Source organism: Streptomyces katrae (genome assembly GCF_000717655.1).
Lineage (GTDB): Bacteria > Actinomycetota > Actinomycetes > Streptomycetales > Streptomycetaceae > Streptomyces > Streptomyces katrae_B.
In genome coordinates, this window is record NZ_JNZY01000019.1 from 1 (window position 1) to 23,811 (window position 23,811).

The window sequence follows — 23,811 nt, forward strand, 5'->3', positions numbered from 1 at the left end:
GTGGAGCCCCCCCCGGCCGGCCTTTCCGCTGCCGCTCCCGCCCGGTGGAGCCCCCCCCCCCGGCCGGCCTTTCCGCTGCCGCTCCCGCCCGGTGGAGCCCAACTGCCCCGACGGTCCAACCGCCCCAACCGCCCCGACCGCCCCGACGGAAGCATGCGCGTGCGGGCCGGCTTCGCGTCGTCGAAGGCAGCACAGCACAGGAACGGCAGGGGCTCGCGATCCGGCGAATGCCGAAGCCGGGTCACATGGTTCGATGAGCGGCATGACCCGCGAGATCAGCAGCTCCGAGATGGATGACATCGAGGCGTTCCACGCCACCCTGCACTCCCTGCCCGTGTGGGACGGCCCACTGCCCGGATTCGACCCCGGGGCCGCGCCCGCCGAGCCGTTGGCGCTGTTCCGGGAGTGGTTCCTGCACGCCGCCCGGGCGGGGCAGCCGGAGCCGCACACGATGAGCCTCGCGACGGTGGACGCCGACGGGCGGCCCGACGTACGCACCCTGATGCTCCACGACGCCGACGGGCACGGCTGGCACTTCGCCTCGCACGCCACCAGCGCCAAGGGCCGGCAGCTGGCCGGCCAGCCGGACGCCGCGCTGGGGTTCTACTGGCCTGCCGTGGCCCGGCAGATCCGGATCCGCGGCCGGGTCACCGCCTGCGGGGCGGAAGAGAGCCGGGCGGATCTGGCGGTCCGGTCGCGGGGTGCGCTCGCGGCGGCGCTGACGGGCCGGCAGAGCGAGGTGCTGGGCTCGGTGCAGGAGCTGGCGGAGGCCTCGGCGGCCGCGTGGGAGCGGGCCGGCGCCGAGCCGGACGCCCCGGCCCCGACCTGGACCCGGTACGTGCTGGACGCCGCTGAGGTGGAGTTCTTCCAGGGTGACGCGGCCCGCCGCCACGTCCGGCTGCGCTACCGCCGCGACGACGACGGCACCGGCTGGTCCCGCGAGCTGCTCTGGCCCTAGCCGTCGGGCGGCACGACGGGGATCCGCCTCGGCCCCCTTGGGAGCCGTAGGCCCAAGGCGGTGTCTTCCCTCACGGCGACCTACTTCGTCGCGTCCGGGAACTCGTTGATTGCGATATCCGCACCCGCACCCGCACCCGCACCCGGCGGCCAAACCGGTGTGTCGCCCGGCCCCCCGTCCGGTCATCCGGAAGGTGTCGCACGGTCCGTCAGGAGTCCCCGGGGCGGAACACCGCCACGTGGACGCCCTCCGCCGCCTCGCGGAACGTCACCTGGAGCGGCATCCCGATGCGCAGCTCCCCCGGGGCGCAGTCCACCACCTCGGTCATCATCCGCGGGCCCTCGGCCAGGTCGACCACGGCCGCCGCGTACGGGACGCGCGTGCCGAACGGCGGGAGGTCGTTCCGGTGGATCACCGACCAGGTGTAGAGGGTGGCGCGGCCGCTCGCCGGTTCCCAGGCCACCCGGTCCTCGGCGGCCCAGCAGAAGGGGCAGAACTCCCGCGGGTAGTGGTGGGCCCGCCCGCAGTCCGCGCAGCGGCGCAGCAGGAGCCGGCCCTCGGCGGCCGCGACCCAGTAGGGGCGGGTGAACTCGTCGGTCTCGGGGAGGTCGTAGCGGGTGCTCACGGGAAGAGTCCCGTCGCCGCGTCCAGGGACCACGTCTGCCAGGCCATCGTGAAGAGCGCGACGAGCGAGATGAGGGCCATCATCGCGTTCTGGCCCTGCTCGGCCCAGTCGTGGATCATCAGGACGAGGTAGAGCAGGTTCAGGAGCAGGCCGCCGACCAGGGCGATCGGGGTCAGGAAGCCGAGGACCAGGCCGAGGCCCAGGGCGAGTTCCGCGTAGACGACGATGTACGCCATCAGCCGGGGGCGGGGCTGGACGACCTTCTCGAAGCCGCCCTTCACGAACGGCCAGCGGTGCTTGCCGGCGACGTCGGCGGCCCAGGCGATGCCGGTGCCGCGTTCGAACCAGCCCTTCTTGTCCTTGTGCCGCCAGCTCTCCAGCCACCACAGGCCGAGGCCTATCCGGAGCACGGCGAGCCATTCGGCCCCACTGAGCCAGACGGTCTGCATCGGGCCCTCCTCCCTTGATGCCCTTGATCTGACGGTACGTCAGTTCAGCGGATCCGCAGCGATCCCGCAAGGGTCCCGCCGGGGCCCGGAAGCCGGCCGTGATCGATCCGCAATCGATTCCCTCCCTGTCCGCGACCCATCAACGCTGTGTGTCGATACGCTCACTCCTCATGCCCGGAGTCCCCACACCCCCCGACTTGACCACCCAGCCCCGCCCGGTGTACGTGATCGGCGCCGGCCCCGGAGGCCTCGCCGCGGCCGCCGCGCTGCGCGCCCGCGGGGTCCGTGCGGTGGTCGTCGAGAAGTCCGACGAGGTCGGCACCTCCTGGCGGAACCACTACGACCGCCTCCACCTGCACACCACCCGGCGGCTCTCCGCCCTCCCCGGGCTGGCCATGCCGCGCCGGTTCGGCCGGTGGGTCTCGCGCGACGACGTGGTGCGGTACCTCGAGAAGTACGCCGAGTTCCACGAGCTGGAGCTCGTCACCGGCGTCGAGGTGACCCGGATCGACCCCGCACCCGGCGGGGACGGCTGGCTCCTGCACGCCACCGGCGGGCGGGTGCTCGACGCCCGGGCCGTCGTCGTCGCCACCGGGTTCAACCACACGCCCGCGCTGCCCGACTGGCCGGGCCGCGACGCGTACGCCGGGCAGCTGCTGCACGCCGCCGAGTACCGCAACGCCATGCCGTACGAGGGCCGCGACGTGCTCGTCGTCGGCACCGGCAACACCGGCGCCGAGATAGCCGCCGACCTGGCCGAGGGCGGGGCCGCGCGGGTGCGGCTCGCCGTGCGTACCGCCCCTCACATCGTGCGCCGTTCCACCGCGGGCTGGCCCGCACAGCGCACCGGGATCCTGGTGCGGCGGCTGCCCGTACGGCTCGTGGACCGGCTCGGCGCGCTCGTCGCCAAGGCGTCCGTCCCCGACCTGACGGCGTACGGCCTCCCCCGCCCCGGCACCGGCCTGTACAGCAGGGTCAAGGAGGGCGCGATCCCGGTCCAGGACGTCGGCCTGATCGATGCCGTGCGCACGGGCCGGGTCGAACCGGTCGCCGCCGTCGCCTCGTTCGAGGGCGCCGAGGTGGTGCTCGCGGACGGATCGCGGATCACCCCGGACGCGGTGGTCGCGGCCACGGGATACCGGCGCGGCCTGGAGGGCCTGGTCGGACACCTGGACGTACTCGACGGGCGCGGCAGGCCCCGTACCCACGGCACCCGTACACCCGCACAGGCCCCCGGCCTGTACTTCACCGGCTTCACCAACCCCATCAGCGGGATGTTCCGCGAGATGGCCCTGGACGCCGAGAAGATCGCCAAGGCCCTGTCCCGCCGGCTCGGGCCCCGAACCGGCCTCCCGCCGGCCGAGCCCCTCCCGGACACGGGCCTCCGCCCGGTCGACCCGCTCGCGTAGGCGCCGGTCCGGCGGGCCGTCGGCCCGCCGGGCCACCGGGCCGCCGAAGCCGCCCCTTTCCGGTCTCCCGCAGAACAGGCCGAATCCGGTCCTGGACCCGTCCCGGCGGGATCTGGGACCGTTCCACACATCACCTCCACCAGCTTTCCTACGCAGCACTGTTCCTGACGGCACGTCAGTTCAGTAATCTGACTACGCGTCAGTTATTGAGTTCATCGAGCAGGAGCGGGCGGAACGATGCTTGGATCTACTCACGGCACCCTCACCACCGACTTCCGCGCACGTGTCGAGGCCTGCGGGGAGTCCCCCAGGACGGCCGTCCACTCCACGGCGGCGCCGTCCGCCGCGGACACGGTCGCGGTGGACGTCAGCGGACGGCCCCTGCACGCCGATGTCCCCGACCTGGACCGGTTCTTCCGGCCCGAGTCCGTGGCCGTCATCGGCGCCTCCGACGCCGAGGGCAGACCGAACACCGGCATCACCCGCCAGCTCATCGCCTGGGCGGAGCGCGTCGGCGCCCGGATCCACCCCGTGCACCCCGCCCGCCCCACCGTCTTCGGCCTGCCCTGTCACGCCTCGGTGGCCGACCTGCCCGAGCAGGTGGACCTCGCCGTCCTCCTCGTCGGCGATCCGCTGCCGGTGATCGAGGAACTGGCCGAGGCCAAGGTGAAGTTCGCCGTCGCCTTCGCCTCCGGCTTCGCCGAGACCGGCGACGCGGGGGCCGCCGCCCAGGCCCGGCTCGCCGCCGCGGTCCGGCGCTCGGGCCTGCGTCTCCTCGGCCCCAACACCAACCTCAACGCCTTCGAGAAGTTCCGCGACGACCTCGACGGCCCGGCGATCGCGCTGATCACCCAGTCCGGCCACCAGGGCCGGCCCGTCTACACCCTCCAGGAGCTGGGCATCCGGCTCTCGCACTGGGCTCCCACGGGCAACGAGGCCGACCTCGAGACCTCCGACTTCATCTCCTACTTCGCCGAGCAGCCCGAGGTCGGCGCCATCGCCTGCTACGTGGAGGGCCTCAAGGACGGCCGGTCCTTCCTGCTGGCCGCCGACCGGGCCGCCCGCAACGGCGTCCCCGTCGTCGCCGTCAAGGTCGGCCGCACCGAGACCGGCGCCCGGATGGCCGCCTCCCACACCGGGAAGCTGACCGGCGCCGACACCGTCGTGGACGCCGCGATGCGGCAGTTCGGCGTCATCCGCGTCGACGGGCTGGACGAGCTCCAGGACACCGCCGCCCTGCTCGCGAGGGCCCGTAAACCGCTGGCCGACGGGGTCGTCGTGTACTCCATCTCCGGCGGCACCGGAGCCCACTTCTCCGATCTGGCGACCGAGGCCGGGCTCAGCCTCCCCACCCTCTCCCGGGCCAAGCAGGACGAGCTCCACCAATGGATCCCGGAGTACCTGAACGTCGCCAACCCCGTCGACAACGGCGGCCACCCGGTCGGCGACTGGCGCGGCCGGAAGATCATCGACGCGATCCTCGCCGATCCGGCCGTCGGTGTGCTGATCTGCCCGATCACCGGGCCCTTCCCGCCCATGAGCGACAAGCTCGCGCAGGACCTGGTGGACGCGGCCGAGCAGAGCGACAAGCTGATCTGCGTGATCTGGGGCTCCCCGGTCGGCACCGAGGAGGCCTACCGCACCACCCTGCTCGGCTCCTCGCGCGTGGCCACGTTCCGTACGTTCGGCAACTGCATCACCGCCGTCCGCGCCTACCTCGGCCACTACCGGTTCACGGCCGCCTACCGCTCCCCCTTCGAGGACGCTCCGCGGACCCCGTCCCCCTCGTACCGCAAGGCGCAGGCGCTCATGCGGCCGGGCCAGCAGCTCAGCGAGCACGCGGCGAAGCAGCTGCTGCGGGCCTACGGAATACGGGTCCCCCGCGAGCAGCTCGTGACCAGCGCGGCGGCTGCGGTACGGGCGGCCGGCCTGGTCGGCTACCCGGTGGTGATGAAGGCCTCGGGGCCGCAGCTCGGGCACAAGACGGAGCTGGGCCTGGTGAAGATCGGCCTGACCTCGGCGAGCCAGATCCGCGACGCCTACCGGGAGCTGACGGACATCGCCCGCTACGAGGACGTCCCGCTCGACGGCATCCTGGTCTGCCAGATGGTGGATCGGGGGGTCGAGATGGTCGTCGGCGTCACGCAGGACGACCTGTTCGGCCCGACGGTGACGGTGGGGCTGGGCGGAGTCCTGGTGGAGGTCCTCCACGACGCGGCGGTACGGGTCCCCCCGTTCGGGGAGGACCAGGCGCGGGCGATGCTGACCGAGCTGCGCGGGCATGCGCTGCTGGAGGGCGTGCGGGGAGCGCCGCCGGCGGACGTGGACGCGCTGGTGGAGGTCGTCCTCCGGGTCCAGCGGATGGCGCTGGAGCTGGGCGGTGTCCTGTCGGAGCTGGACATCAACCCGCTGATGGTCCTCCCGCGGGGCCAAGGTGCGGTGGCCCTGGACGCGCTGGCCATCTGCCGCTGACATCACCTGGCCCGCTGCGCGGAGCCCCTCCCCGCCCCGCCCCTTCCCGAACGGGGGCAAGCCCCCGGGCACCCGTCGGCGTTTGAGGCGCGGGGGTGCGGGAGGAGCGCCCCGCAACGGCGCCGCGCCCGGACGCGGGGTCCCGGGGGCAGGCCCCCGGTTTCGGAAAGGGGCGGGGCCGGGGAGACGGTTGCGCCCAGCGGCGACCTGCACCGGCGGGCCCGGATCAACCAGCAATCTCCGAACGGGAGTTCATCACATGACCGGCATCGCCGAGGACGAAGTCCTCCACCGCATCGAGAGCGGCGTCTCGTGGATCACCCTCAACCGTCCCGAGGCCATGAACGCCGTCACCTGGGAGCAACGCGAACGCGTCATCGCCCTGCTCGCCGAGGCATCCGCCGACCCCACCCTCCGAGCCGTCGTCCTCACCGCCACCGGCAAGGGCTTCTGCGCGGGCGCCGACCTACGGGGATCCCCCGCCGCAGCAGGCGAAAGGGTCGCCGGCGACGTCGCCCGCATGATCCGGCTCGGCGCGCAGCGCCTGATCACCGCCGTGCTCGACTGCGAGAAGCCGGTCCTCGCCGCCGTCAACGGCACGGCCGCCGGCATCGGCGCCCACCTCGCCCTGGCCTGCGACCTCGTCATCGCCGCCGAATCGGCCCGTTTCATCGAGGTGTTCGTCCGCCGCGGTCTGGTCCCCGACGGCGGCGGCGCGTACCTGCTCCCGCGTCTGGTCGGCCCGCAGAAGGCCAAGGAGCTGATGTTCTTCGGCGACGCCGTCCCGGCGGCCGAGGCCGAGCGGCTCGGCCTGGTCAACCGGGTGGTCCCGGCGGAGGAGTTGGAGGCCACCGCCCGCGAGTGGGCGGAGCGCCTCGCGCAGGGCCCGACCCGCGCCCTCGCGCTGACGAAGCAGCTGGTCAACGCCTCCCTGGACGGTGACCGGGCAGCCGCACTGGCCGCCGAGGCCACCGCTCAGGAGATCAACATGACCACCGCCGACGCCAACGAGGGCGTCGCGAGCTTCGTGGAGCGCCGCTCCCCCAAGTACGTCGGGCGGTAGCCGTCAACGGCATCTCACATCTGCGGGTTCGGCTTCAGCAGGGCGAACACCGCGCCGTACGGGTCCGCCACCCACGCGATCCGGCCGACGTCGGGCACGTCCGCCGCGGGCATGAGCACCGACCCGCCGTTCCCGCTCGCCGCCGAGGCGGTGGCGTCGACGTCCGCGACGTTGAAGTACGGCACCCAACGCGGCTTCTCCACGCCGCCGCCCGCGCCCTCGTCCATCGGCGCGATGCCGCCGAACGAGGTCTGCTGCTGGTCGCCGTCCTTGAGGCTCAGCACGCGGTAGGTCATCCCGGGTGCCTCCATGTCCTGGCTGCGCCAGCCGAAGACCCCGTCGTAGAAGGTGAGGGCCGCGGCGGGGTCGGGTACGTGCAGCTCCGCCCAGATCAGGGTGTTCTCCTCGGAGACCTTCCCCAGCCCGCCGGTCTTCCCGGGCTGCCAGATGGCGAACTCGGCGCCCTGCGGGTCGGTGGCCTGCGCGAGCCAGCCCTCGCCCATGACGTCCATGGGCTCCATCCGGATCTTCCCTCCGCCGGACTGGACGGCCTTGACGGTGGCCTGCACGTCCGGGCTCATGAAGTGCACCATCCAGGCGGACTTCGCCCCGTCCTCGGTGAGCGGCCCGAGCGCGGCGACCGTCTTGCCGTCCACCTGGAAGAACCCGTACCCGCCGGCCTCGGGACCCAGGGCGGTGAAGGACCAGCCGAAGACCGAGCCGTAGAAGGCGGCGGCGCCGTCGGTGTCGGGGCTGCCGAGGTCGAGCCAGACGGGCGATCCGATACGGAAGTCGGTGCCGAGCATGGGAGTCCTCCTGGGGAACGGGTGGATCGGGATCGGGCCGGGGGCCACGATGCCGACCTCCCGCGGGGCTGTCCGCCGTACGGGTCCCGGCAGGGCAGTGGATTCACCCGTACGGGCGAACGGCGGGCCCGCACTACACGCGGTGCAGGGTGGTCACGTCCGGGCCGCCCGGGCCGTCCGGATCGCGGACCACGTAGAACAGCTCGGGCCGGTCCGCCGTGCCCGCCACCTGCCAGTCGCCGAAGCTGCAGCCCGCGATCGAGAGCGAGACGCGGTCCCGCGGCCCCCGGTGGAAGATGCCGCCGGACTCGCTCTTCGGCTCGAAGTTCCAGCTCCCGGTCCCCGAGCACGCGTCCCACGGACCGGAGTTCCTCTTCGCCGGCGGCAGATTGCCGGCCTCCGCCTCGCCGTTCTCACGCAGGCTCAGCCGGTACGCACCGCCGGCGCCGACCCACTCCCCGACGTACTGGCTCCGCTCCAGCCGCGGCGGCTCGTACGCGTGGAAGCCTGTCCGCGCCTGGAGGAAGCCGCCGAGCGCGGTGACGAGCAGGGCGATCCCGGTGAGGGCGCCGACCCGGGCCAGCATGCCGCCCCACCCCAGCCACCGGTGCCGCGCGTACCAGGCTGCCGTCACCGGGAGCACCCCGGCGCCCGCGATCCAGGCCGCCGCCCGGATGAACGGGACGTCCCAGAGGGAGGTGACCCACCAGGCGTGGGCGGCGGTGAGCGCTGCGGCGCCGGCCACCGCGCAGAGCGCCCCCCGCGCCGCCTCCCATCGCGGGCCGCCCAGGAGCCGGGCCAGGGCCATCGCCGGGACGGTGAACAGCAGCCAGTGCAGGTATGCGGCCAGGACCACCAGGAGGATCAGCTGGGGAACCACGGCGGCGAGACCGGCTCCGAAGGTGACCCCGTGGTCATCGCGCATGCCGGTGGTGGCGATGAAGGCCGCTCCCGCGACGACGGGTTGCGCGATGGAGGGCAGTTCCGCCCCGGTCGCGAGGCGCGACCATCTGCCGCCCCGTTCGGCCGGATCCGGCGCCGGCCCGGGCTCCTCTGGCATCACCATGACCCCCACCCCCCAGTAATTGAACACGTTCAATCGATGGGGACGATACACCTTTCCGATTTCCGAGTCACCCGCCCACACCCCTTCCCATCTGACGGACCGTCAGCTTCAATCGTTGACGTGATGGGACACGCAGGGATGGCGGCCACCGTCGTCCGATACCTCAGGTCAGTCGGCTCCCCCACCTCCGCCCCGTCGGAACAGGACCCGGATGCCGGCCACATCGATGCGCTGCCGCGCCCCGATCTGCGGGCCGTCGGCGACGACGAGCGCGCGCCCGTCAGCCCCGCCGAGTTCCGGGCCGTACTGGGGAACTTCGCGAGCGGGGTCACCGTCATCACCGCGCCGCCGGCGGACGGTGAGGACGGGCCGGCCGGTTTCGCCTGCCAGTCCTTCGCGTCGCTGTCCCTGGACCCGCCCCTGGTGACGTTCATGGTGGCCCGTACGTCGACCACCTGGCCGCGGATCGCCCGCGCCGGGGTGTTCTGCGTCAACATCCTGGGCGCCGAGCAGGGCGAGCTGTGCCGGGCCTTCGCCGTCAGCGGCGCCGACAAGTTCGCGGGGATCGCCCACACGCCCGCCCCGGTGACCGGGTCACCGCAGCTCGAGTCCGTGCCCGCCTGGATCGACTGCCGCATCCACGCCGTCCACACCGGCGGGGACCACCTGATCGTGGTCGGGCGGGTCGAAGCCATGGGCGCCGCCGGCGAGGACGGCCCGCTCCTCTTCCACAAGGGCCGCTTCGGCCGCCTCGCCGCCGAGTAGCCCCGGAGCTCAGGAGCCCCGGAGGTCAGGAGCCCCGGAGCCCCGGAGCCCCGGAGCTAGATTGAGCGCCCCCGCGATCTCCGGATTCCCGACGAGCAGGCGGCGCACGCGCTCCTGCCACTCCGCGCGCAGCTCGGCTTCGGACAACTCGTCGCTTCCGGCGCGGGCAGCGAGCAGATCGTCCCGGCAGGCATCGAGGTCGGCGCCGACCGCATCCGCCCGCTCGGGATGCACACGCCTCCACACCGTGACGACCCCGTCCCGCAGGCGCGGCCCCGCATCCGTGGCGATGGAACCGATGATGGCCGCGGAAGCCGATTGCGCCAGCTCGTTCAACACGCCCCTCCATCGCACGTCCAGAGGGTAGGACAACTCGTCCCAGAACGAGGCGCGTTGGTGCCACGGGCGGCCGAGAACCGAGATCAGCGGCCCCGTCTCAGAACGTGAGCACGCCGCGCGCCACCCGCCCGTGCCGGGCATCGTCCACGGCCTTCGCGAAGTCCTCGATCGGGTAGGTCTCCGTGACGAGTTCGTCGAGCAACAGCTTCCCCTGCCGGTAGAGCTCGGCGTACAGGGCGATGTCCCGCTGCGGGCGGGAGGAGCCGTAGCGGCAGCCCATGATGGTCTTGTCCAGGTACATGGACGAGACCTGGAACGAGGCCTCCTCCTTGAAGCCGGGGACACCGAGCAGGACCGCCCGTCCCTGCCGGTCCAGCAGGTCGATGGCCTGGCGGATCAGCTTGACGTTGCCCACGCACTCGAAGGCGTGGTCGGCGCCCGTCGGGAGGATCTCGCGGACCGCCGCAGAGGAGTCGGGGACGGCCGAGGCATCGATGAAGTGCGTGGCCCCGAACTGCCGGGCCACCGCCTCCTTCGCCGGGTTCGCGTCCACCGCCACGATGGTGGTCGCGCCCGCGATCCGGGCGCCCTGCAGCACGTTGAGCCCGATGCCGCCCGTGCCGATGACGACCACCGATTCGCCGTGGTCGACCCGGGCCCGGTTCAGTACGGCCCCCACGCCGGTCAGGACACCGCAGCCGATGAGCGCCGCCGAGGTCAGCGGGATGTCGGCCGGGATCTCCACCGCCTGGACGGCCTTGACGATCGTCCGCTCGGCGAACGCCGAATTGGAGGCGAACTGGAACAGCGGCTTCCCGCCCCGCGAGAACGGCTGGCCCGGCATCCCGATCGCCTTGCGGCACATCGTCGGCCGTCCCCGGTCGCAGTCCGCGCAGGCCCCGCAGTTCGCCAGGGTCGACAGGGAAACGTGATCGCCCGGCGCCACATGCGTCACTCCGGCCCCGACGGCCTCCACCACCCCCGCGCCCTCGTGCCCCAGCACCACCGGCGGCGGGAACGGTATCGTCCCGTCGATCACCGACAGGTCGCTGTGGCACAGCCCGGCCGCTGCGATCGCGACCAGCACCTCCCCCGGCCCCGGGTCGCGGATCTCGAGGTCCTCGACCACCTGGGCCTGCTTGCCGTCGAACACGACGCCTCTCACCTGGGCTCCTTAGGCAGGCCGAGCACACGCTCGGCGATGATGTTCCGCTGGATCTCGTCCGAGCCGCCGTAGATCGTGTCGGCACGGGTGAACAGGAACAGGCGCTGCTCCTCGTCGAGTCCGCGTTCGTACGGGATGCCGGGCGCCCACGCCGCCGGCCCGGCGGAGGCCGCGGCTCCGCGGACCGCCACGGCCAGCTCGCCGAGCCGCCGGTGCCAGCCGCCCCACAGCAGCTTGGCCACGCTCGGCGCGCCCGGATCGTCGGTGGCGCCCAGCGTCCGCAGGGCGTTCCAGCGCATCGTGCGCAGCTCGGCCCACTGCTGTACGAGGCGCTCGCGCAGTACGGGGTCCCCCGTGCCCGCCGCCACGTACGCCCCCAGCACCCGCTCCAGTTCCGCCGCGAACCCGATCTGCTGGACCAGCGTGGAGACGCCGCGTTCCAGGGCGAGCAGGCCCATGGCCACGGTCCAGCCGTTGCCCTCCCCGCCGACGACCTCCGCCGCCACCGCGCCGTCGAAGAACACCTCGTTGAACTCGCTCGTCCCCGACATCTGGCGGATCGGCCGGACGTCGACCCGCCCCGGCTGGTCCATCCGTACGAGCAGGAAGGACAGCCCGTGGTGGCGCCGCGAGCCGGGCTCGGTCCGGGCCAGCACGAAGCACCAGTCGGCGTCCCGGGCCAGGGAGGTCCAGATCTTCTGCCCGGTGACGCGGAACGGGCCGTCGGTTCCAGGACGGTGTTCGCGTACCGCCGCCGTGCGGATCCCCGCGAGGTCCGATCCGGCGCCCGGCTCGCTGTACCCCTGGCACCACAGCTCCTCGCCGCGCGCGATGCCGGGCAGGAAACGGTCCCGCTGCTCCGGCGACCCGTACGCGATCAGGGTCGGTGCGAGGAGGTTCTCCCCGATGTGGCCGACCCGGCCGGGGGCGCGCAGCGCCGCGTACTCCTCGGCCCAGACGACCTGGCCGGTCAGGGAGAGCCGCCGGTTGCCGTACCCCTCGGCCTCCCAGCCCTGGCCGATCCAGCCGCCGCGGCCGAGTTCGCGCTCCCACGCGCGCCGGGCGTCGACCCCCTCGTGCTCGCTGCCGGGCCCGCCGAGGCCGAGGGCATCCGCGTACGGGCCCACGAGGTGCTCGGTGAGCCAGGCCCGGGCGCGGGTGCGCAGTTCCTCGTCCTCGGCCCCGAAGCTGAAGTCCATGTCGTCGGGGCTCCCCTACGCGTTGGGGCGGTCCTTGGCGGCCGCCGCCTTGGCCATGGCCTCGAGCTGCGCGAGCATCGGCATCGGGTCGGTGCCCACCGTCCCGGGCAGGAAGTCGGCGATCTTCTGCGGTGTCCAGGAGCCCTCGGCGTACCCGGCGCGTAGCTCGCGCGGCTGCGCCCAGACGGCGATCTTCGGGCCGGCGATCGTGTAGACCTGCCCGGTGATCTTCTCGCCGCCGGTGGCGACGGCCTTGTCGGAGAGCAGGTAGGTGACGAGCGCCGCGACGTCCTCGGGCTCGCCGATCTCCTTGAGCTCCATGGGGACGTTCGCCGACATGCGGGTGCGGGCGACGGGTGCGACGGCGTTGGCGGTGACCCCGTACTTGGCCAGCCCGAGCGCGGCGGAGCGGACGAGGGAGATGATCCCGCCCTTGGCGGCGCTGTAGTTGGCCTGGGCGACGGAGCCCTGGTGGTTGCCGCTGGTGAAGCCGATGAGGGTGCCGGAGCCCTGGCGGCGCATGACGGCGGAGGCGGCGCGGAACACGGTGAAGGTTCCCTTGAGGTGGGTGGCGACGACCGGGTCCCACTCCTCCTCGGACATGTTGAACAGCATCCGCTCGCGCAGGATGCCGGCGACGCACACGACGCCGTCGATCCGGCCGAACCGGGCGAGGGCGGTGTCGACGATGCGCTGGCCGCCCGCCATGGTGGAGATGTCGTCGGCGACGGCGACGGCCTCGCCGCCGGCGGCCTGGATCTCCTTCACCACGCCGTCGGCGATCTCGCTCGTCGGCTCCCCGCCCTCGATGCCCACCCCGTAGTCGTTGACGACGACCTTGGCGCCCTCGGCGGCCGCGGCGAGTGCCACGGCCCGCCCGATGCCCCGGCCCGCGCCGGTGACGGCCACGACCTTGCCTGCCAAGAAGTTCCCCACGCCCGACCCCTTCCCGCGTTTTCTGACGGTCCGTTAGATTCTATGGGCAGTCAGACACGAGAACACAAGCCCCAGTCCGTCTCGCATCCGTCCGCCAACAGGGAGCTGATGAGATCCATGGGCATGCCCCCCGAGTTCCACGACATCGCCAAACGCGTCAACAACTGGGGCCGCTGGGGCGCCGGCGACGAGATCGGCACCCTGAACCTGATCACCGACGAGGTCGTGCGGGCGGCCGCGGCCGAGGTCCGCTCGGGCCGCCGGATCCCGCTCGCGCTCCCGCTCAAGGAGGACGGGGTCCAGGCCGGCCTGATCCCCGGCCGGATCAACCCGCTGCACACCATGGTGCAGATCAACCAGGAGCTGTTCGGGCCGGGCACGGTGGCGTGCAGCGACGACGCCGTGACCATGGGACTCCAGGCGGGCACCCACTGGGACGCGCTCACGCACGTCTCGCACTCCGGGAAGATCTACAACGGCCGCCCGGCCGGGACGGTGACGGCGCACGGGCGGGCCGAGTTCAGCGGCATCGACAAGGCCGGGCACATCGTCTCGCGGGGCGTCCTGCTCGACGTGGCCCGCGCGAAGGGCCTGGACCGGCTGCCCGGGGGCCACGCGGTGACGCCCGAGGACCTGGCGGAGGCGGAGGAGTTCGGCGGGGTCACGGTCCGGGCGGGCGACGTCGTCCTGGTCCGCACCGGCCAGATCCAGGTCTACCTGGCGGGCGACAAGCACGGCTACGGTTTCCCGTCGCCGGGCCTGTCCGTCCGTACACCGGAGTGGTTCCACGCGCGGGACGTGGCGGCCGTCGCCAATGACACCCTGACCTTCGAGATCTTCCCGCCGGAGATCGACAACCTGTGGCTGCCGGTGCACGCGCTGGACCTGGTCGAGATGGGCATGCACCAGGGCCAGAACTGGAACCTCGAAAAGTTGTCCACAGCCTGTGCAGAAGAGAACCGGTACGGCTTCCTGCTCTCGGCCATGCCGGAGCCCTTCGTCGGAGGCGTCGGCACCCCGGTCGCCCCGGTGGCCGTCCTCTGAGTCCGCCGCCCGGCCTCACGTCAGCGAGCCGTAAGGGGCCGGTCCCCGCCTGGCCGCAAGACCCCGTGTTCAGCTGCTCGGCGCCTCGCCCCGGCCGCATCGGGCCTCCAGCGGGTGGACGCAGAGGCCCGCACCCACCGACGGGTGCGGGCCTCGGGCTTTTCTCCGTCAGCGGTAGCGGGCTGCGGCGGAGGCGAAGGCGGGGGCCTCGGCGGGGGTCACCGCTTCGACGGCGACCCAGGAGAGGTCGGAGAACTCGATGTTCATGCGGCCCTTCTGGAGCAGACCCGTCGCGTTCGCGCGGACGACGGTGATCGCCGATCGCGGGACCTCCCAGTACTGCTTCATCTCGGGCGTCGACTGCCACAGCGGCGAGACGTCCGTCAGGGCGAACCAGCGCCGGTCCGTCACCACGAGGACGTCCGTCGCCGCGCCGCGCGCGTTGGCGCGGCTGATCAGGAAGCGGCCGGCAGTGCTCTGCCAGCCGCCCTCCATCCCCTTGCCGTCCGCCGGGTCGGGGATCCGGTCGGCCTCGTCCCGGCGGGGGTCGTGCGTGCGGGCCTTGAAGAGCTGCTGGAGGGAGCGCGGGAGCTTCTCCTCGATCCGCCGGCCGAGCGCCGCCGGCTCCGGCGGCGCGAGCAGGTCCTCTGGAGGACTCGGCACGCCCGGCCCCGGCTCACAGGCACATACGGCGATCAACTGCTCGTCAGGCTGCAGAAATTCCTCGGCCTGGCGACGCCTGTCCTGGTTCACGCGCTTCGCTCCTACTGCTGAGTAACATCGGTGCGTCCCCAATTGTCCTCGAAGCGGAATGCCTCGTTACCACCGGGTCCGACACCCCCCTGCGGGATGCATCCCGCAGGCCGATGCCGGGGCCGCGTACGGTCGTTAGGGTCACGGCATGGACACCTCATCAGGGCATACGGGCGGGGGCCGGCCCGCGTTCCGGTGGCAGACCGCCGCCCTCTGGACGGGAGCCGGGCTGGGCACCCTCGCGCTCTCGAACCTCGCGTTCCGCGTACCCCTCGGCATCGGGGACCGGATCTTCGAAGTGGGACCGCTGCTCGCGATCACCGGTGTGCTGACCGGCGTCCTCCTGGTGCGGCGGGCGCCGCTCACCACCCTCGGCCTGATGCTCCTCGGCACCTACCTGATGCTCTTCCTCGCCCGCGCCCCCGGACTCACGATCGCCCTGGTGGTGCCCGCCGCGGTGGCGCTCGGCGTGGTCGCGGCCACCCGGTCGCGCCGGGTGACCCTGCCGGCCGCGAGCATCACCGTCCTGCTGCTGCTCACCGCCCAGTTCGCCCTGCCCGTGACCGGCTCCGCCCGCGTCCTCGCCCAGAGCCAGCTGCCGATCGTTATCCTCGCCTGGCTGATGGGGGACTCCGTACGGCGCGGCCGTGAGGCCGCCGCGCAGGCGCAGGCGCGGGCCACCGAGCAGGCCCTCACCGACGAGCGGCTGCGCATCGCCCGAGAGCTGCACGACATGGTCGCCCACAGCATCGGCGTGATCGCCATCCAGGCCGGGGTCGGCAGCCGGGTCATCGAGACGCAGCCCGCGCAGGCCCGCGAGGCGCTGCAGGTCATCGAGGGAACCAGCCGCGAGACCCTCGCGGCCCTGCGCCGTACGCTCGTCGCCCTGCGCCGCAGTGATCCGGTGCCGGCGGCACCCGCACCAGGCCTGGACGGCATCGAACGGCTGGCCGCGGCCACCGCGAGCGATACGGGCGTACGCGTGGACGTGGTGTGGACCGGGGAGCGGCGGCCGCTGCCGGCCGACATCGAGCTGGCAGCGTTCCGCATCGTGCAGGAGGCGCTGACCAACGTGGTCCGGCACGCGCACGCCGACGGCTGCCGCGTGGGCATCACGTACGGGCGGGAGGAACTCGCCGTGGAGATCACCGACGACGGGCGGGGCGTCCCGGAGGCCGGACCGGCCGGCGCCGGATTCGGCATCACCGGCATGCGGGAGCGCGCCGCCCTGCTGAACGGCCGTTTCCGGGCCGGGCCGCGGGCCGCCGGCGGCTTCCGGGTGGCGGCGGCCCTGCCCCTCGAACAGCCGGATCAGCCGGAACGGCCGGAAGAGCCCGTGGTACGGGAACGGGAGGAGAAGCGATGAGCGCCAGCAGCAGCGTCCGCGTCCTGCTCGCCGACGACCAGCCGCTGGTGCGGTCGGGACTGCGCGTCCTGATGGCCGACACCCCGGACCTCGAGGTCGTGGGCGAGGCCCGGAACGGCGCCGAGGCGGTCCGGCTGGCCGCCGAGCTCGCCCCCGACGTCGTGGTGATGGACATCCGGATGCCGGAGATGGACGGCATCGAGGCCACCCGCCGGCTCACGGCCGGCCCGGGCGCCGCCCGCGTGCTGATCCTGACCACCTTCGACGAGGACGACCACGTGTACGGGGCGCTGCGCGCCGGCGCGAGCGGTTTCGCCGTGAAGGACATGGCCCTGGACGACATCCTCGCGGCGGTGCGCGTGGTCGCCGCCGGCGACGCCCTCATCGCGCCGGGCGTGACGCGCCGCCTGATAGCCGACTTCGTCGCGGGCCCGGCGCCGGCCCCCGTCCGCGCTCCGGCGATCACCGGCCGGGAGCAGGAGGTGCTGACCCTGGTGGGGCGGGGCCGGTCGAACAGCGAGATCGCGCAGGACCTGTTCATCACGGTGGCGACGACGAAATCGCACGTGGCACGGCTGCTGACGAAGCTCGACGCCCGGGACCGGGTGCAACTGGTGATCAAGGCGTACGAGATGGGGCTGGTCACGCCGCCCCAGTGAAGGCGGCGCGGTCCAGCGGGTGGCGGCGCGCGGTCGTGCACGCCCCGAGCGCGGCACGGCAGCCGCCACCCCACGACCCGCACTCGTCAAGGTCTGCCCTTGGCGTCCCCTCGCGACGAATCGCTCAGTACAAGGGTGATCAACAGTTGACGAACCGTCAACACCTCGTTAGAGGTACACGCGCGGTTCCCGCGGCGACCCGCATACTCTGTTCGAGCCTTCACCCCGCTCGGGTGCGCGGTCCGCGGGCTTGTCGGCGCGGTCGATCTCGCACCAGATCCGCTTGCCCGCGCCCTCGCGCTGCCAGCCCCAGCGGTCGGCCAGCCCGTCCACCAGCTCCAGCCCGCGCCCACCCGTGTCGTCCCCGGCGGCCTGCCGCCGGGCCGGGCCGCGGGAGCTGGCGTCGGCCACCTCGACGCGCACCCCCGGCTCCCCGAACAGCATCCGCAGGACGGCCGGACAGCCCGTGTGCACGACGGCGTTGGTGACCAGCTCGGAGATCAGCAGGATCAGCGTCTCGGCGAGCGGTTCGTCCTCTCCTATGCCCGACCCGGCCAGCCGGGACCTCGCCCAGCGGCGGGCCCGGCCGACCTCGGCGGGATCCGGTCCTACCTCCAGCTGAACCTGAAGCACCTGCACCGCTCACACCATCCGAACCGGCGGACACTTCGCCTCGCGACAGGATGGGATCACCGAGTGTGATCCCCATGCGGAGCAGCATGGTTGACATACAGTCACCACAACAAGCGCTTCGGGCATATTCCAGCGCGAAGGAGTAGGCGTGGTGCATACTGTGCGACGCTCGCGCCGCTCAACCGCTCGCATTCCCGGGAGCGTACCGGAGCAGGCCCCCGACTCCGGGCCGCAATGAGGCGGGCCTAGGACACAAACCGATATCAACTCTCTGTAATCGGACATGCGTCCCGCTCCGTCCCGACCGTGCCCCGTTCCGTGACAGCGAGCTACCTCGCGGCGGTCAGCAGCTCCGCCGCGAGGGCTTCCTCGGCCTCCCCCGCCGTCCGCCACTGCCGGGCCCGCACCCAGGCGCGCTTGAGGTGCAGATGGACGTCGGCCTCCCATGTGAAGCCCATCCCGCCGTACACCTGCAGGCAGTCCCTGGCATTGCGTACGGCGGCCTCGTCGGCCAGCAGCTTGGCCCCGGCCACCTCCGCCGGGTCCGCGGTCACCGCCGCCGCGTAGACCGCCGTACGGGCCACCTCGCCCCGCACCAGCATCTGCGCGCACAGGTGCTTGACCGCCTGGAACGCCCCGATCGGCTGCCCGAACTGCTCGCGCTCCTGCGCGTACCGCACCGCCAGCTCCACCGTCCGCAGCGCGCTGCCCGTCTGGAGGGCGGCCGTCAGCAGCGCGCCCTCGTCGCGGTACGTCGCCACCGCCCCGCCCGGCGCCGCCACCCGGTGCAGCGGGGTGAGGGGGTCCGCCGAGCGCACCGGCTCGCCCGAAGGGAGCAACGGCACACCGAGCACCGCGTCCGCGTCCGCGAGGTGGGCCACCAGCGGCCCACCCCTGCCGTCCGGGCCGTCCGGGCCCTCCGGCACGCCCGGCACGCCCGGCACGCCCAGGTCTCCCAGGTCGAACGCGGTGACCACCGCGGTCCCCGCCGCCGCCCCCGGGACCGTCCCGGCCGCCAGGTGCGTGGCCACCAGCGGCCCCGGCAGCAGCGCCCGCCCGGCCTCCTCGAAGACGAGGACCGCCTCCGGCAGCCCGAGCCCGACCCCGCCGTCCGACTCCGGGAGCCGCAGCGCGAAGAACCCGGCCTCGCCGAGCTCCCGCCACAGCCCCCGGTCCAGGGCTCCGCCCGAGTCCACCGAGGCCCGCAGCGCCTCGCGGCCGTACCGGCCCGCCAGCAGGTCCCGTACGCCGGCCCGCAGGTCCTGCTGCTCCTCGGTCAAGCGGAAGTCCACGGCCCTCACCGGCCCTTCGGGAGGCCGAGGATCCGCTCGGCGACGATGTTCTGCTGGATCTGCGAGGTGCCCGCCGCGATGGTGTACGAGAGGGAGGAGAGCCGGTCGAGCACCCATTCCTCGTCCAGCGCGAGGGAGTCCGCGCCGAGCACCTCGGCGGCGGTGTCGTACAGCTCCTGCCGCGCGTGCGAGTAGGCGAGCTTGAAGACGGAGCCGCCGGTGCCGGGGACCCCGCCGGTCCTCTCGGACTCGCTGACGTTCCACTGGGTGAGCCGCCACAGGGCGCCGAACTCCCCGTACAGCCGCCCGAGCCGGCGCCGCAGCACCGGATCGTCCCACCGGCCGTTCGCCTTCGCCGTGCGCGCGAGCTCGCCCAGAGTGCGGCGGCAGGCCACGACCTCGCCGACGAAGGCCGTCCCCCGCTCGAAGGAGAGGGTGACCATGGTGACGCGCCAGCCGTCGTTCTCCGCCCCGACCCGGTTCGCGACGGGCACCCGGACCTCGTCGAGGAACATCTCCGCGAACTCCGTGGACCCCGCGAGGGTGCGCAGGGGCCGGACCGTCACCCCGGGGGCGTCCATGGGCATGGCGAGCCAGGAGATCCCGCGGTGTTTCGGGACGGCCTCGCTGATGGGGTCGGTGCGTACGAGCAGTTCGCACCAGTCGGCGACCTCCGCGTGCGAGGTCCAGATCTTCGAGCCGGTGATCACGTAGTCGTCGCCGTCGCGCACGGCGCGCGTGCGCAGCGAGGCCAGGTCGGAGCCCGCGCCGGGCTCGCTGAACCCCTGGCACCACACCTCGTCCCCGCGCAGTACGGGCGGCAGCCAGCGCGCCCGCTGCGCGGCGGTGCCCTCGGCGGCGATGGTCGGGCCGGCGTGCAGGAGGCCGACGAAGTTGGCGCCGACGTACGGGGCGCCGGCGCGCTCGGTCTCCTCCAGGAAGATCAGGTGCTGGGTCGGGGTGGCCCCGCGCCCGCCCGCGTCGGCCGGCCAGTGCAGCCCGGCGTACCCGGCGTCGTACAGCCTGCGCTGCCAGCCCGCGTCGTACGCGCGGCGGCCGGGCCAGTCGTCGGGCGACGGCTTCGCGGGCAGCTCGGGCAGCGTTTTGCCGAGCCACACGCGCAGCCGGGCGCGGAAGTCCTGTTCCTCCTCGGTGTACGTCAAATCCATCAGACGAGGTCCAGCCCGAGCATCCGGATGGCGTTGCCGCGCATCAGCTTGTGGACCGTCTCGTCGTCCAGCCCCTTGACGTGGTCGAGGGCGACCTCCTTGGTGTGCGGGAAGGTCGAGTCCACGTGCGGGTAGTCGGTCTCGAAGGTGGCGTTGTCGCGGCCGACGACGTCGAGCGAGGCGATGCCGTGCTTGTCGCGGAAGAAGCAGCAGAACATCTGCCGGTAGTAGTACGTGGACGGCGGCTCGGGGACCAGGTCGCGGACCCCGCCCCAGGCGCGGTGTTCCTGCCACACGTCGTCGGCGCGCTCGAGGGCGTACGGGATCCAGCCCATCTGGCCCTCGCTGTACGCCAGCTTCAGCGTCGGGAACTTCACCAGCACCCCGCTGAACAGGAAGTCCATCATCGAGGCCATGGCGTTGTTGAAGCTGAGCGAGGCCTGGACGGCGGGCGGCGCGTCGGGGGAGGCGGCCGGCATCTGGGAGCTGGACCCGATGTGCATGTTGACGACGGTGCCGGTCTCCTGGCAGACGGCGAAGAAGGGGTCCCAGTAGCCGGAGTGGATGGAGGGGAGCCCGAGGTAGGTGGGGATCTCCGAGAACGTCACGGCGCGCACCCCGCGGGCGGCGTTGCGGCGGATCTCGGCGACGGCGAGGTCGATGTCCCAGAGCGGGATGATGCACAGCGGGATCAGCCGGCCGCCGCTGTCGCCGCACCACTCCTCGACCATCCAGTCGTTGTAGGCGCGCACGCAGGCGAGGGCGACCTCCTTGTCGTGGGCCTCCGCGAAGGTCTGCCCGCAGAAGCGCGGGAAGGTCGGGAAGCACAGGGACGCCTCGACGTGGTTGAGGTCCATGTCGGCGAGGCGCGCCTTCGGATCCCAGCACCCCCGCCGCATCTCCTCCCTCGTGATCCCCTCCAGGGTCATGTCGTCGCGGTCGAAGCCGACGGCGGCGATGTTGCGCTTGTACGGGAACTTCAGGTCCTCGTAGATCCACCAGTCGGTCGGCGGGCCGTCGGGGTCCATGGAGATCACGTACTTGCCGCCCGTGTACTCGAGCTCGCCGATGCCCGCGGTGAGCGCCTTGGGCCCGCGGTCGCGGTACTTGGCCGGCAGCCAGACGTCGAAGAGGTGCGCGGGTTCGATGACGTGGTCGTCGACGCTGATGATCCGAGGCAGTTCCATGGTGTCCCCTCGCCGCAAGCCGGATGAGTGCCTGAGTGAATCTGCGGATCCGCGAATCTGATGGATCGTCAGAAACAAGCTAGCTCCGCCACCCCTGGACCGACAAGCGGCCGAGCCCTACGCTCTCCGCGTGATCTGACGAACCGTCAGCGAAGGGGAGGCTGCGATGCCGGACAGCAGGGACACGAAGGACACCGCGATACGGCTCGGCCAGTCCCCCACCCTCTGGGAGCTGGTCGTACGGCGGGCCGGGCTGAGCCCCGGCGCCACCGTGCTGATCGAGGCGGCCGAGGACCCCGCCGACGACCGGACGCTCACCTTCGCCGAACTCCGCGACCGCGCCGAGCAGGTCGCGGCGGGCCTGTACGGGAAGGGCGTACGGCCGGGCACGGTCGTCGCCTGGCAGCTGCCCACCCGGATCGAGACGGTCCTGCTCTCCCTCGCCCTCGCCCGGATCGGCGCCGTCCAGACGCCGGTGATCCCCTTCTACCGGGACCGCGAGGTGGGCTTCGCGCTGCGCGAGTCCAAGGCCGAGTTCTTCGCCGTCCCGGGCGTCTGGCGGGGCTTCGACCACACGGCCATGGCCGAGCGGCTCGGCGCGCGCGGCGTCTTCGAGGCGTACGAGGCCCTGCCGACGGGCGATCCGGCCGTACTCCCCCCGCCGCCCGGCAACGGGACGGACGTCCGGTGGATCTACTGGACCTCCGGGACCACCTCGGACCCCAAGGGCGTCCTGCACACCGACCGCTCACTCATCGCGGGCGGCTCCTGCCTGGCCCACGCCCTGCACCTGAGCCCGGCCGACGTCGGCTCGATGGCCTTCCCCTTCGCGCACATCGCGGGCCCCGACTACACGGTGATGCTGCTGCTGTACGGCTTCCCCGCCGTCCTCTTCGAGAAGTTCGCGATGCCGGACGCGCTGGCCGGCTACCGGCGCCACGGGGTCACGGTGGCCGGCGGCTCCACAGCCTTCTACTCGATGTTCCTCACGGAGCAACGCAAGGACCCGGGGTCGAAACTCATCCCCACCCTGCGCCTGCTCGCGGGCGGCGGCGCCCCGAAGCCGCCGGAGATCTACCACGCGGTCGTCCGCGAACTGGGCTGCCAGCTGACCCACGGCTACGGCATGACCGAGGTCCCGATGATCACCATGGGCGCCCCCGACGACACCCCGGAGCACCTCGCCACGACGGAGGGCCGCCCCCCGGCCGGCATGTCGATCCGCATCACGACGCCGGACGGCGCGCCCCTGCCCCCGGACACCGACGGCGAGGTCCGGCTGCGCGGCGAGGCGGTCTGCCGGGGCTACCTCAACCGGGACACCCCGGCGGACGCCTTCGACGCCGACGGCTACCTGATCACCGGCGACCTCGGCCACCTGACGCGGGACGGCTACCTCGTCCTCACCGGCCGCAGCAAGGACGTGATCATCCGCAAGGGCGAGAACATCTCCGCGAAGGAGATCGAGGACCTCCTGCACCTGCTCCCGGGGGTCGGCGACGTGGCCGTGATCGGCCTCCCCGACCCGGAACGCGGCGAACGCGTCTGCGCGGTGGTGGAACAGCCGGCGGGCGCGGCCCCCCTGACCCTGCCGCAACTGACGGCCCATCTCCGCGCCCAGGGCCTGTCCCCCCACAAACTCCCCGAACAACTGGAACTGGTGGAGGCCCTCCCCCGCAACGACGCCCTCCGCAAGGTCCTGAAGTACAAACTCCGCGAACGCTTCGCCTAGGGCTGCCTGACACCGCTGCCGTCCGGAAACCGGCCCGGCAGTGGCGGATATCTCAATCCGGAAGGCCCACCGGCGCGCACACGGGCCGCGTGTCACAATTATCTGTCCTTTTCACACAAGCAGAGCGCCCCTCCGGGTCCCGTTCGCGAGAGGCGTCATGCGAGTCCGCGATACCCCCCTGAGCCGTGTCCGGTGGTCTCACGGCACCGTCGCCGAACTGTTCTCCGGACGGGACAACAGCCTGGGGTTGCTGCGGCTGCTCCTCGCGTCCGCCGTCGTCGTCTCCCACGCGCGCATCCTCGGATTCGGGTCCCGCGAGTTCGGCTACAGCTTCGCCTCCGGGCAGACCGACCTGGGCAAGATGTCCGTCTTCGGCTTCTTCATCCTGTCCGGCATCCTCGTGACCCGCAGCGGCAACCGGCTCCCCGTGGGGCGCTTCCTGTGGCACCGGGCACTGCGACTGCTGCCGGGCCTGTGGGTGTGCCTGCTGGTGACGGCCTTCGCCGTGGCGCCGTTCCTGTACTGGCGCCAGCACGGCGGCCTGACGGGCTTCTGGAACCAGGGCGAGAGCCCGTTCGACTACGTCCGGGCCAACTTCGCCATCCGGGTGCACCAATGGGGCATCTCGGGCGTACTGGACGGCGCCCTGCACAAGGGGCTGACCTACAACCGCAGCTTCGACGGCGCGCTGTGGTCTCTGGAGTACGAGGTCCTCTGCTAACTC

At 72.6% G+C, this 23,811-nt stretch carries 23 protein-coding genes; 10 read left to right on the forward strand and 13 right to left on the reverse strand.

Annotated elements, in window-relative coordinates:
* The first annotated feature begins 262 nt into the window (after positions 1 to 262).
* Positions 263 to 958 (forward strand): pyridoxine/pyridoxamine 5'-phosphate oxidase, encoded by a 696-nt coding sequence (locus IF09_RS0122705; RefSeq protein ID WP_234321113.1) that lies wholly within the window; start codon positions 263 to 265, stop codon positions 956 to 958.
* A gap of 208 nt (positions 959 to 1,166) precedes the next feature.
* Here IF09_RS0122705 and IF09_RS0122710 read toward each other — a convergent pair whose 3' ends face one another.
* The gene (locus tag IF09_RS0122710; RefSeq protein WP_030298529.1) at positions 1,167 to 1,583 is read right to left on the reverse strand and encodes a Zn-ribbon domain-containing OB-fold protein; all 417 of its coding nucleotides are present in this window, start codon (positions 1,581 to 1,583) and stop codon (positions 1,167 to 1,169) included.
* A complete protein-coding gene (locus tag IF09_RS0122715; protein ID WP_030298531.1) occupies positions 1,580 to 2,032 on the reverse strand; it encodes a DoxX family membrane protein in 453 nt (150 codons plus the stop codon). Before IF09_RS0122715 ends, IF09_RS0122710 begins: the two co-directional genes overlap by 4 nt.
* Before the next feature lie 170 nt (positions 2,033 to 2,202).
* Between IF09_RS0122715 and IF09_RS0122720 the strand changes: the two genes are divergently transcribed.
* The 3 genes from IF09_RS0122720 to IF09_RS0122730 all read left to right on the forward strand — a co-directional run bounded on the left by IF09_RS0122720 (position 2,203) and on the right by IF09_RS0122730 (position 6,976).
* Positions 2,203 to 3,441 (forward strand): flavin-containing monooxygenase, encoded by a 1,239-nt coding sequence (locus tag IF09_RS0122720; protein ID WP_051832743.1) that lies wholly within the window; start codon positions 2,203 to 2,205, stop codon positions 3,439 to 3,441.
* A 237-nt stretch (positions 3,442 to 3,678) separates the two neighbouring features.
* Positions 3,679 to 5,913, forward strand: a complete 2,235-nt coding sequence (locus IF09_RS0122725; RefSeq protein WP_030298535.1) for an acetate--CoA ligase family protein — start codon at positions 3,679 to 3,681, stop codon at positions 5,911 to 5,913.
* 259 nt (positions 5,914 to 6,172) lie between these two features.
* Entirely contained in the window at positions 6,173 to 6,976 is an 804-nt protein-coding gene (locus IF09_RS0122730; RefSeq protein WP_030298537.1) for an enoyl-CoA hydratase/isomerase family protein, read from the forward strand.
* Positions 6,977 to 6,990: 14 nt separating this feature from the next.
* On the opposite strand, the gene IF09_RS0122735 is transcribed toward IF09_RS0122730, so the two are convergent.
* Entirely contained in the window at positions 6,991 to 7,782 is a 792-nt protein-coding gene (locus IF09_RS0122735; RefSeq protein ID WP_030298539.1) for a VOC family protein, read from the reverse strand.
* A gap of 133 nt (positions 7,783 to 7,915) precedes the next feature.
* On the reverse strand, positions 7,916 to 8,848 hold the full coding sequence (locus IF09_RS0122740) for a hypothetical protein (RefSeq protein ID WP_030298545.1): 933 nt from the start codon (positions 8,846 to 8,848) through the stop codon (positions 7,916 to 7,918).
* Between the two features lie 138 nt (positions 8,849 to 8,986).
* Here IF09_RS0122740 and IF09_RS0122745 point away from each other — a divergent pair, with 138 nt between their 5' ends.
* Positions 8,987 to 9,613: a flavin reductase family protein gene (locus IF09_RS0122745; RefSeq protein WP_030298547.1), complete on the forward strand. Its 627-nt coding sequence runs from the start codon at positions 8,987 to 8,989 to the stop codon at positions 9,611 to 9,613.
* 9 nt (positions 9,614 to 9,622) lie between these two features.
* On the opposite strand, the gene IF09_RS41855 is transcribed toward IF09_RS0122745, so the two are convergent.
* The 4 genes from IF09_RS41855 to IF09_RS0122765 all read right to left on the reverse strand — a co-directional run bounded on the left by IF09_RS41855 (position 9,623) and on the right by IF09_RS0122765 (position 13,252).
* Positions 9,623 to 9,949 carry a hypothetical protein gene (locus tag IF09_RS41855; protein WP_158710018.1) on the reverse strand — a complete coding sequence of 109 codons (327 nt, stop codon included), beginning with the start codon at positions 9,947 to 9,949 and terminating at the stop codon, positions 9,623 to 9,625.
* A 100-nt stretch (positions 9,950 to 10,049) separates the two neighbouring features.
* Complete coding sequence (locus tag IF09_RS0122755; protein ID WP_030298551.1) at positions 10,050 to 11,117, reverse strand: Zn-dependent alcohol dehydrogenase; 1,068 nt, start codon at positions 11,115 to 11,117, stop codon at positions 10,050 to 10,052.
* Positions 11,114 to 12,316, reverse strand: coding sequence for an acyl-CoA dehydrogenase family protein (locus tag IF09_RS0122760; RefSeq protein WP_030298553.1), 1,203 nt, complete (start codon positions 12,314 to 12,316; stop codon positions 11,114 to 11,116). The genes IF09_RS0122755 and IF09_RS0122760 overlap by 4 nt, the downstream gene beginning before the upstream one ends.
* 15 nt (positions 12,317 to 12,331) lie before the next feature.
* A complete protein-coding gene (locus IF09_RS0122765) occupies positions 12,332 to 13,252 on the reverse strand; it encodes an SDR family NAD(P)-dependent oxidoreductase (RefSeq protein ID WP_030298555.1) in 921 nt (306 codons plus the stop codon).
* 117 nt (positions 13,253 to 13,369) lie between these two features.
* Here IF09_RS0122765 and IF09_RS0122770 point away from each other — a divergent pair, with 117 nt between their 5' ends.
* Positions 13,370 to 14,296 (forward strand): cyclase family protein, encoded by a 927-nt coding sequence (locus tag IF09_RS0122770; RefSeq protein ID WP_030298557.1) that lies wholly within the window; start codon positions 13,370 to 13,372, stop codon positions 14,294 to 14,296.
* A 168-nt stretch (positions 14,297 to 14,464) separates the two neighbouring features.
* Here the strand turns inward: IF09_RS0122770 and IF09_RS0122775 are convergent, their stop codons facing one another.
* Positions 14,465 to 15,049, reverse strand: coding sequence for a hypothetical protein (locus IF09_RS0122775; protein ID WP_158710019.1), 585 nt, complete (start codon positions 15,047 to 15,049; stop codon positions 14,465 to 14,467).
* A gap of 148 nt (positions 15,050 to 15,197) precedes the next feature.
* Here IF09_RS0122775 and IF09_RS0122780 point away from each other — a divergent pair, with 148 nt between their 5' ends.
* Both IF09_RS0122780 and IF09_RS0122785 read left to right on the forward strand, forming a co-directional pair.
* Positions 15,198 to 16,415 carry a sensor histidine kinase gene (locus IF09_RS0122780; RefSeq protein WP_051832745.1) on the forward strand — a complete coding sequence of 406 codons (1,218 nt, stop codon included), beginning with the start codon at positions 15,198 to 15,200 and terminating at the stop codon, positions 16,413 to 16,415.
* Positions 16,412 to 17,074, forward strand: coding sequence for a response regulator (locus IF09_RS0122785; protein WP_030298562.1), 663 nt, complete (start codon positions 16,412 to 16,414; stop codon positions 17,072 to 17,074). The genes IF09_RS0122780 and IF09_RS0122785 overlap by 4 nt, the downstream gene beginning before the upstream one ends.
* Before the next feature lie 168 nt (positions 17,075 to 17,242).
* Here the strand turns inward: IF09_RS0122785 and IF09_RS0122790 are convergent, their stop codons facing one another.
* The 4 genes from IF09_RS0122790 to IF09_RS0122805 all read right to left on the reverse strand — a co-directional run bounded on the left by IF09_RS0122790 (position 17,243) and on the right by IF09_RS0122805 (position 21,355).
* Positions 17,243 to 17,713 (reverse strand): ATP-binding protein, encoded by a 471-nt coding sequence (locus IF09_RS0122790; RefSeq protein ID WP_030298563.1) that lies wholly within the window; start codon positions 17,711 to 17,713, stop codon positions 17,243 to 17,245.
* Positions 17,714 to 18,036: 323 nt separating this feature from the next.
* The gene (locus tag IF09_RS0122795; RefSeq protein WP_030298565.1) at positions 18,037 to 18,999 is read right to left on the reverse strand and encodes an acyl-CoA dehydrogenase family protein; all 963 of its coding nucleotides are present in this window, start codon (positions 18,997 to 18,999) and stop codon (positions 18,037 to 18,039) included.
* 5 nt (positions 19,000 to 19,004) lie between these two features.
* Positions 19,005 to 20,168, reverse strand: coding sequence for an acyl-CoA dehydrogenase (locus IF09_RS0122800; protein ID WP_030298567.1), 1,164 nt, complete (start codon positions 20,166 to 20,168; stop codon positions 19,005 to 19,007).
* A complete protein-coding gene (locus tag IF09_RS0122805; protein ID WP_030298569.1) occupies positions 20,168 to 21,355 on the reverse strand; it encodes an amidohydrolase family protein in 1,188 nt (395 codons plus the stop codon). The genes IF09_RS0122800 and IF09_RS0122805 overlap by 1 nt, the downstream gene beginning before the upstream one ends.
* 166 nt (positions 21,356 to 21,521) lie before the next feature.
* On the opposite strand from IF09_RS0122805, the gene IF09_RS0122810 reads away from it, so the two are divergent.
* Both IF09_RS0122810 and IF09_RS47125 read left to right on the forward strand, forming a co-directional pair.
* Positions 21,522 to 23,087, forward strand: a complete 1,566-nt coding sequence (locus IF09_RS0122810) for a class I adenylate-forming enzyme family protein (protein WP_030298571.1) — start codon at positions 21,522 to 21,524, stop codon at positions 23,085 to 23,087.
* A gap of 157 nt (positions 23,088 to 23,244) precedes the next feature.
* Positions 23,245 to 23,808, forward strand: coding sequence for an acyltransferase family protein (locus IF09_RS47125; RefSeq protein ID WP_051832746.1), 564 nt, complete (start codon positions 23,245 to 23,247; stop codon positions 23,806 to 23,808).
* Positions 23,809 to 23,811: the final 3 nt, after the last annotated feature.

Excerpts from the sequence above, each read along its gene's own strand:
- IF09_RS0122740 (WP_030298545.1), bottom strand. The coding sequence starts at position 8,848 with ATGGTGATGCCAGAGGAGCCCGGGCCGGCGCCGGATCCGGCCGAACGG.
- IF09_RS47125 (WP_051832746.1), top strand. The coding sequence starts at position 23,245 with ATGCGAGTCCGCGATACCCCCCTGAGCCGTGTCCGGTGGTCTCACGGC.
- IF09_RS0122785 (WP_030298562.1), top strand. The coding sequence starts at position 16,412 with ATGAGCGCCAGCAGCAGCGTCCGCGTCCTGCTCGCCGACGACCAGCCG.
- IF09_RS0122705 (WP_234321113.1), top strand. The coding sequence starts at position 263 with ATGACCCGCGAGATCAGCAGCTCCGAGATGGATGACATCGAGGCGTTC.
- IF09_RS0122770 (WP_030298557.1), top strand. The coding sequence starts at position 13,370 with ATGGGCATGCCCCCCGAGTTCCACGACATCGCCAAACGCGTCAACAAC.
- IF09_RS0122725 (WP_030298535.1), top strand. The coding sequence starts at position 3,679 with ATGCTTGGATCTACTCACGGCACCCTCACCACCGACTTCCGCGCACGT.
- IF09_RS0122715 (WP_030298531.1), bottom strand. The coding sequence starts at position 2,032 with ATGCAGACCGTCTGGCTCAGTGGGGCCGAATGGCTCGCCGTGCTCCGG.
- IF09_RS0122730 (WP_030298537.1), top strand. The coding sequence starts at position 6,173 with ATGACCGGCATCGCCGAGGACGAAGTCCTCCACCGCATCGAGAGCGGC.
- IF09_RS0122800 (WP_030298567.1), bottom strand. The coding sequence starts at position 20,168 with ATGGATTTGACGTACACCGAGGAGGAACAGGACTTCCGCGCCCGGCTG.
- IF09_RS0122720 (WP_051832743.1), top strand. The coding sequence starts at position 2,203 with ATGCCCGGAGTCCCCACACCCCCCGACTTGACCACCCAGCCCCGCCCG.
- IF09_RS0122745 (WP_030298547.1), top strand. The coding sequence starts at position 8,987 with ATGGCGGCCACCGTCGTCCGATACCTCAGGTCAGTCGGCTCCCCCACC.
- IF09_RS0122780 (WP_051832745.1), top strand. The coding sequence starts at position 15,198 with ATGGACACCTCATCAGGGCATACGGGCGGGGGCCGGCCCGCGTTCCGG.
- IF09_RS0122760 (WP_030298553.1), bottom strand. The coding sequence starts at position 12,316 with ATGGACTTCAGCTTCGGGGCCGAGGACGAGGAACTGCGCACCCGCGCC.
- IF09_RS0122810 (WP_030298571.1), top strand. The coding sequence starts at position 21,522 with ATGCCGGACAGCAGGGACACGAAGGACACCGCGATACGGCTCGGCCAG.
- IF09_RS0122805 (WP_030298569.1), bottom strand. The coding sequence starts at position 21,355 with ATGGAACTGCCTCGGATCATCAGCGTCGACGACCACGTCATCGAACCC.
- IF09_RS0122735 (WP_030298539.1), bottom strand. The coding sequence starts at position 7,782 with ATGCTCGGCACCGACTTCCGTATCGGATCGCCCGTCTGGCTCGACCTC.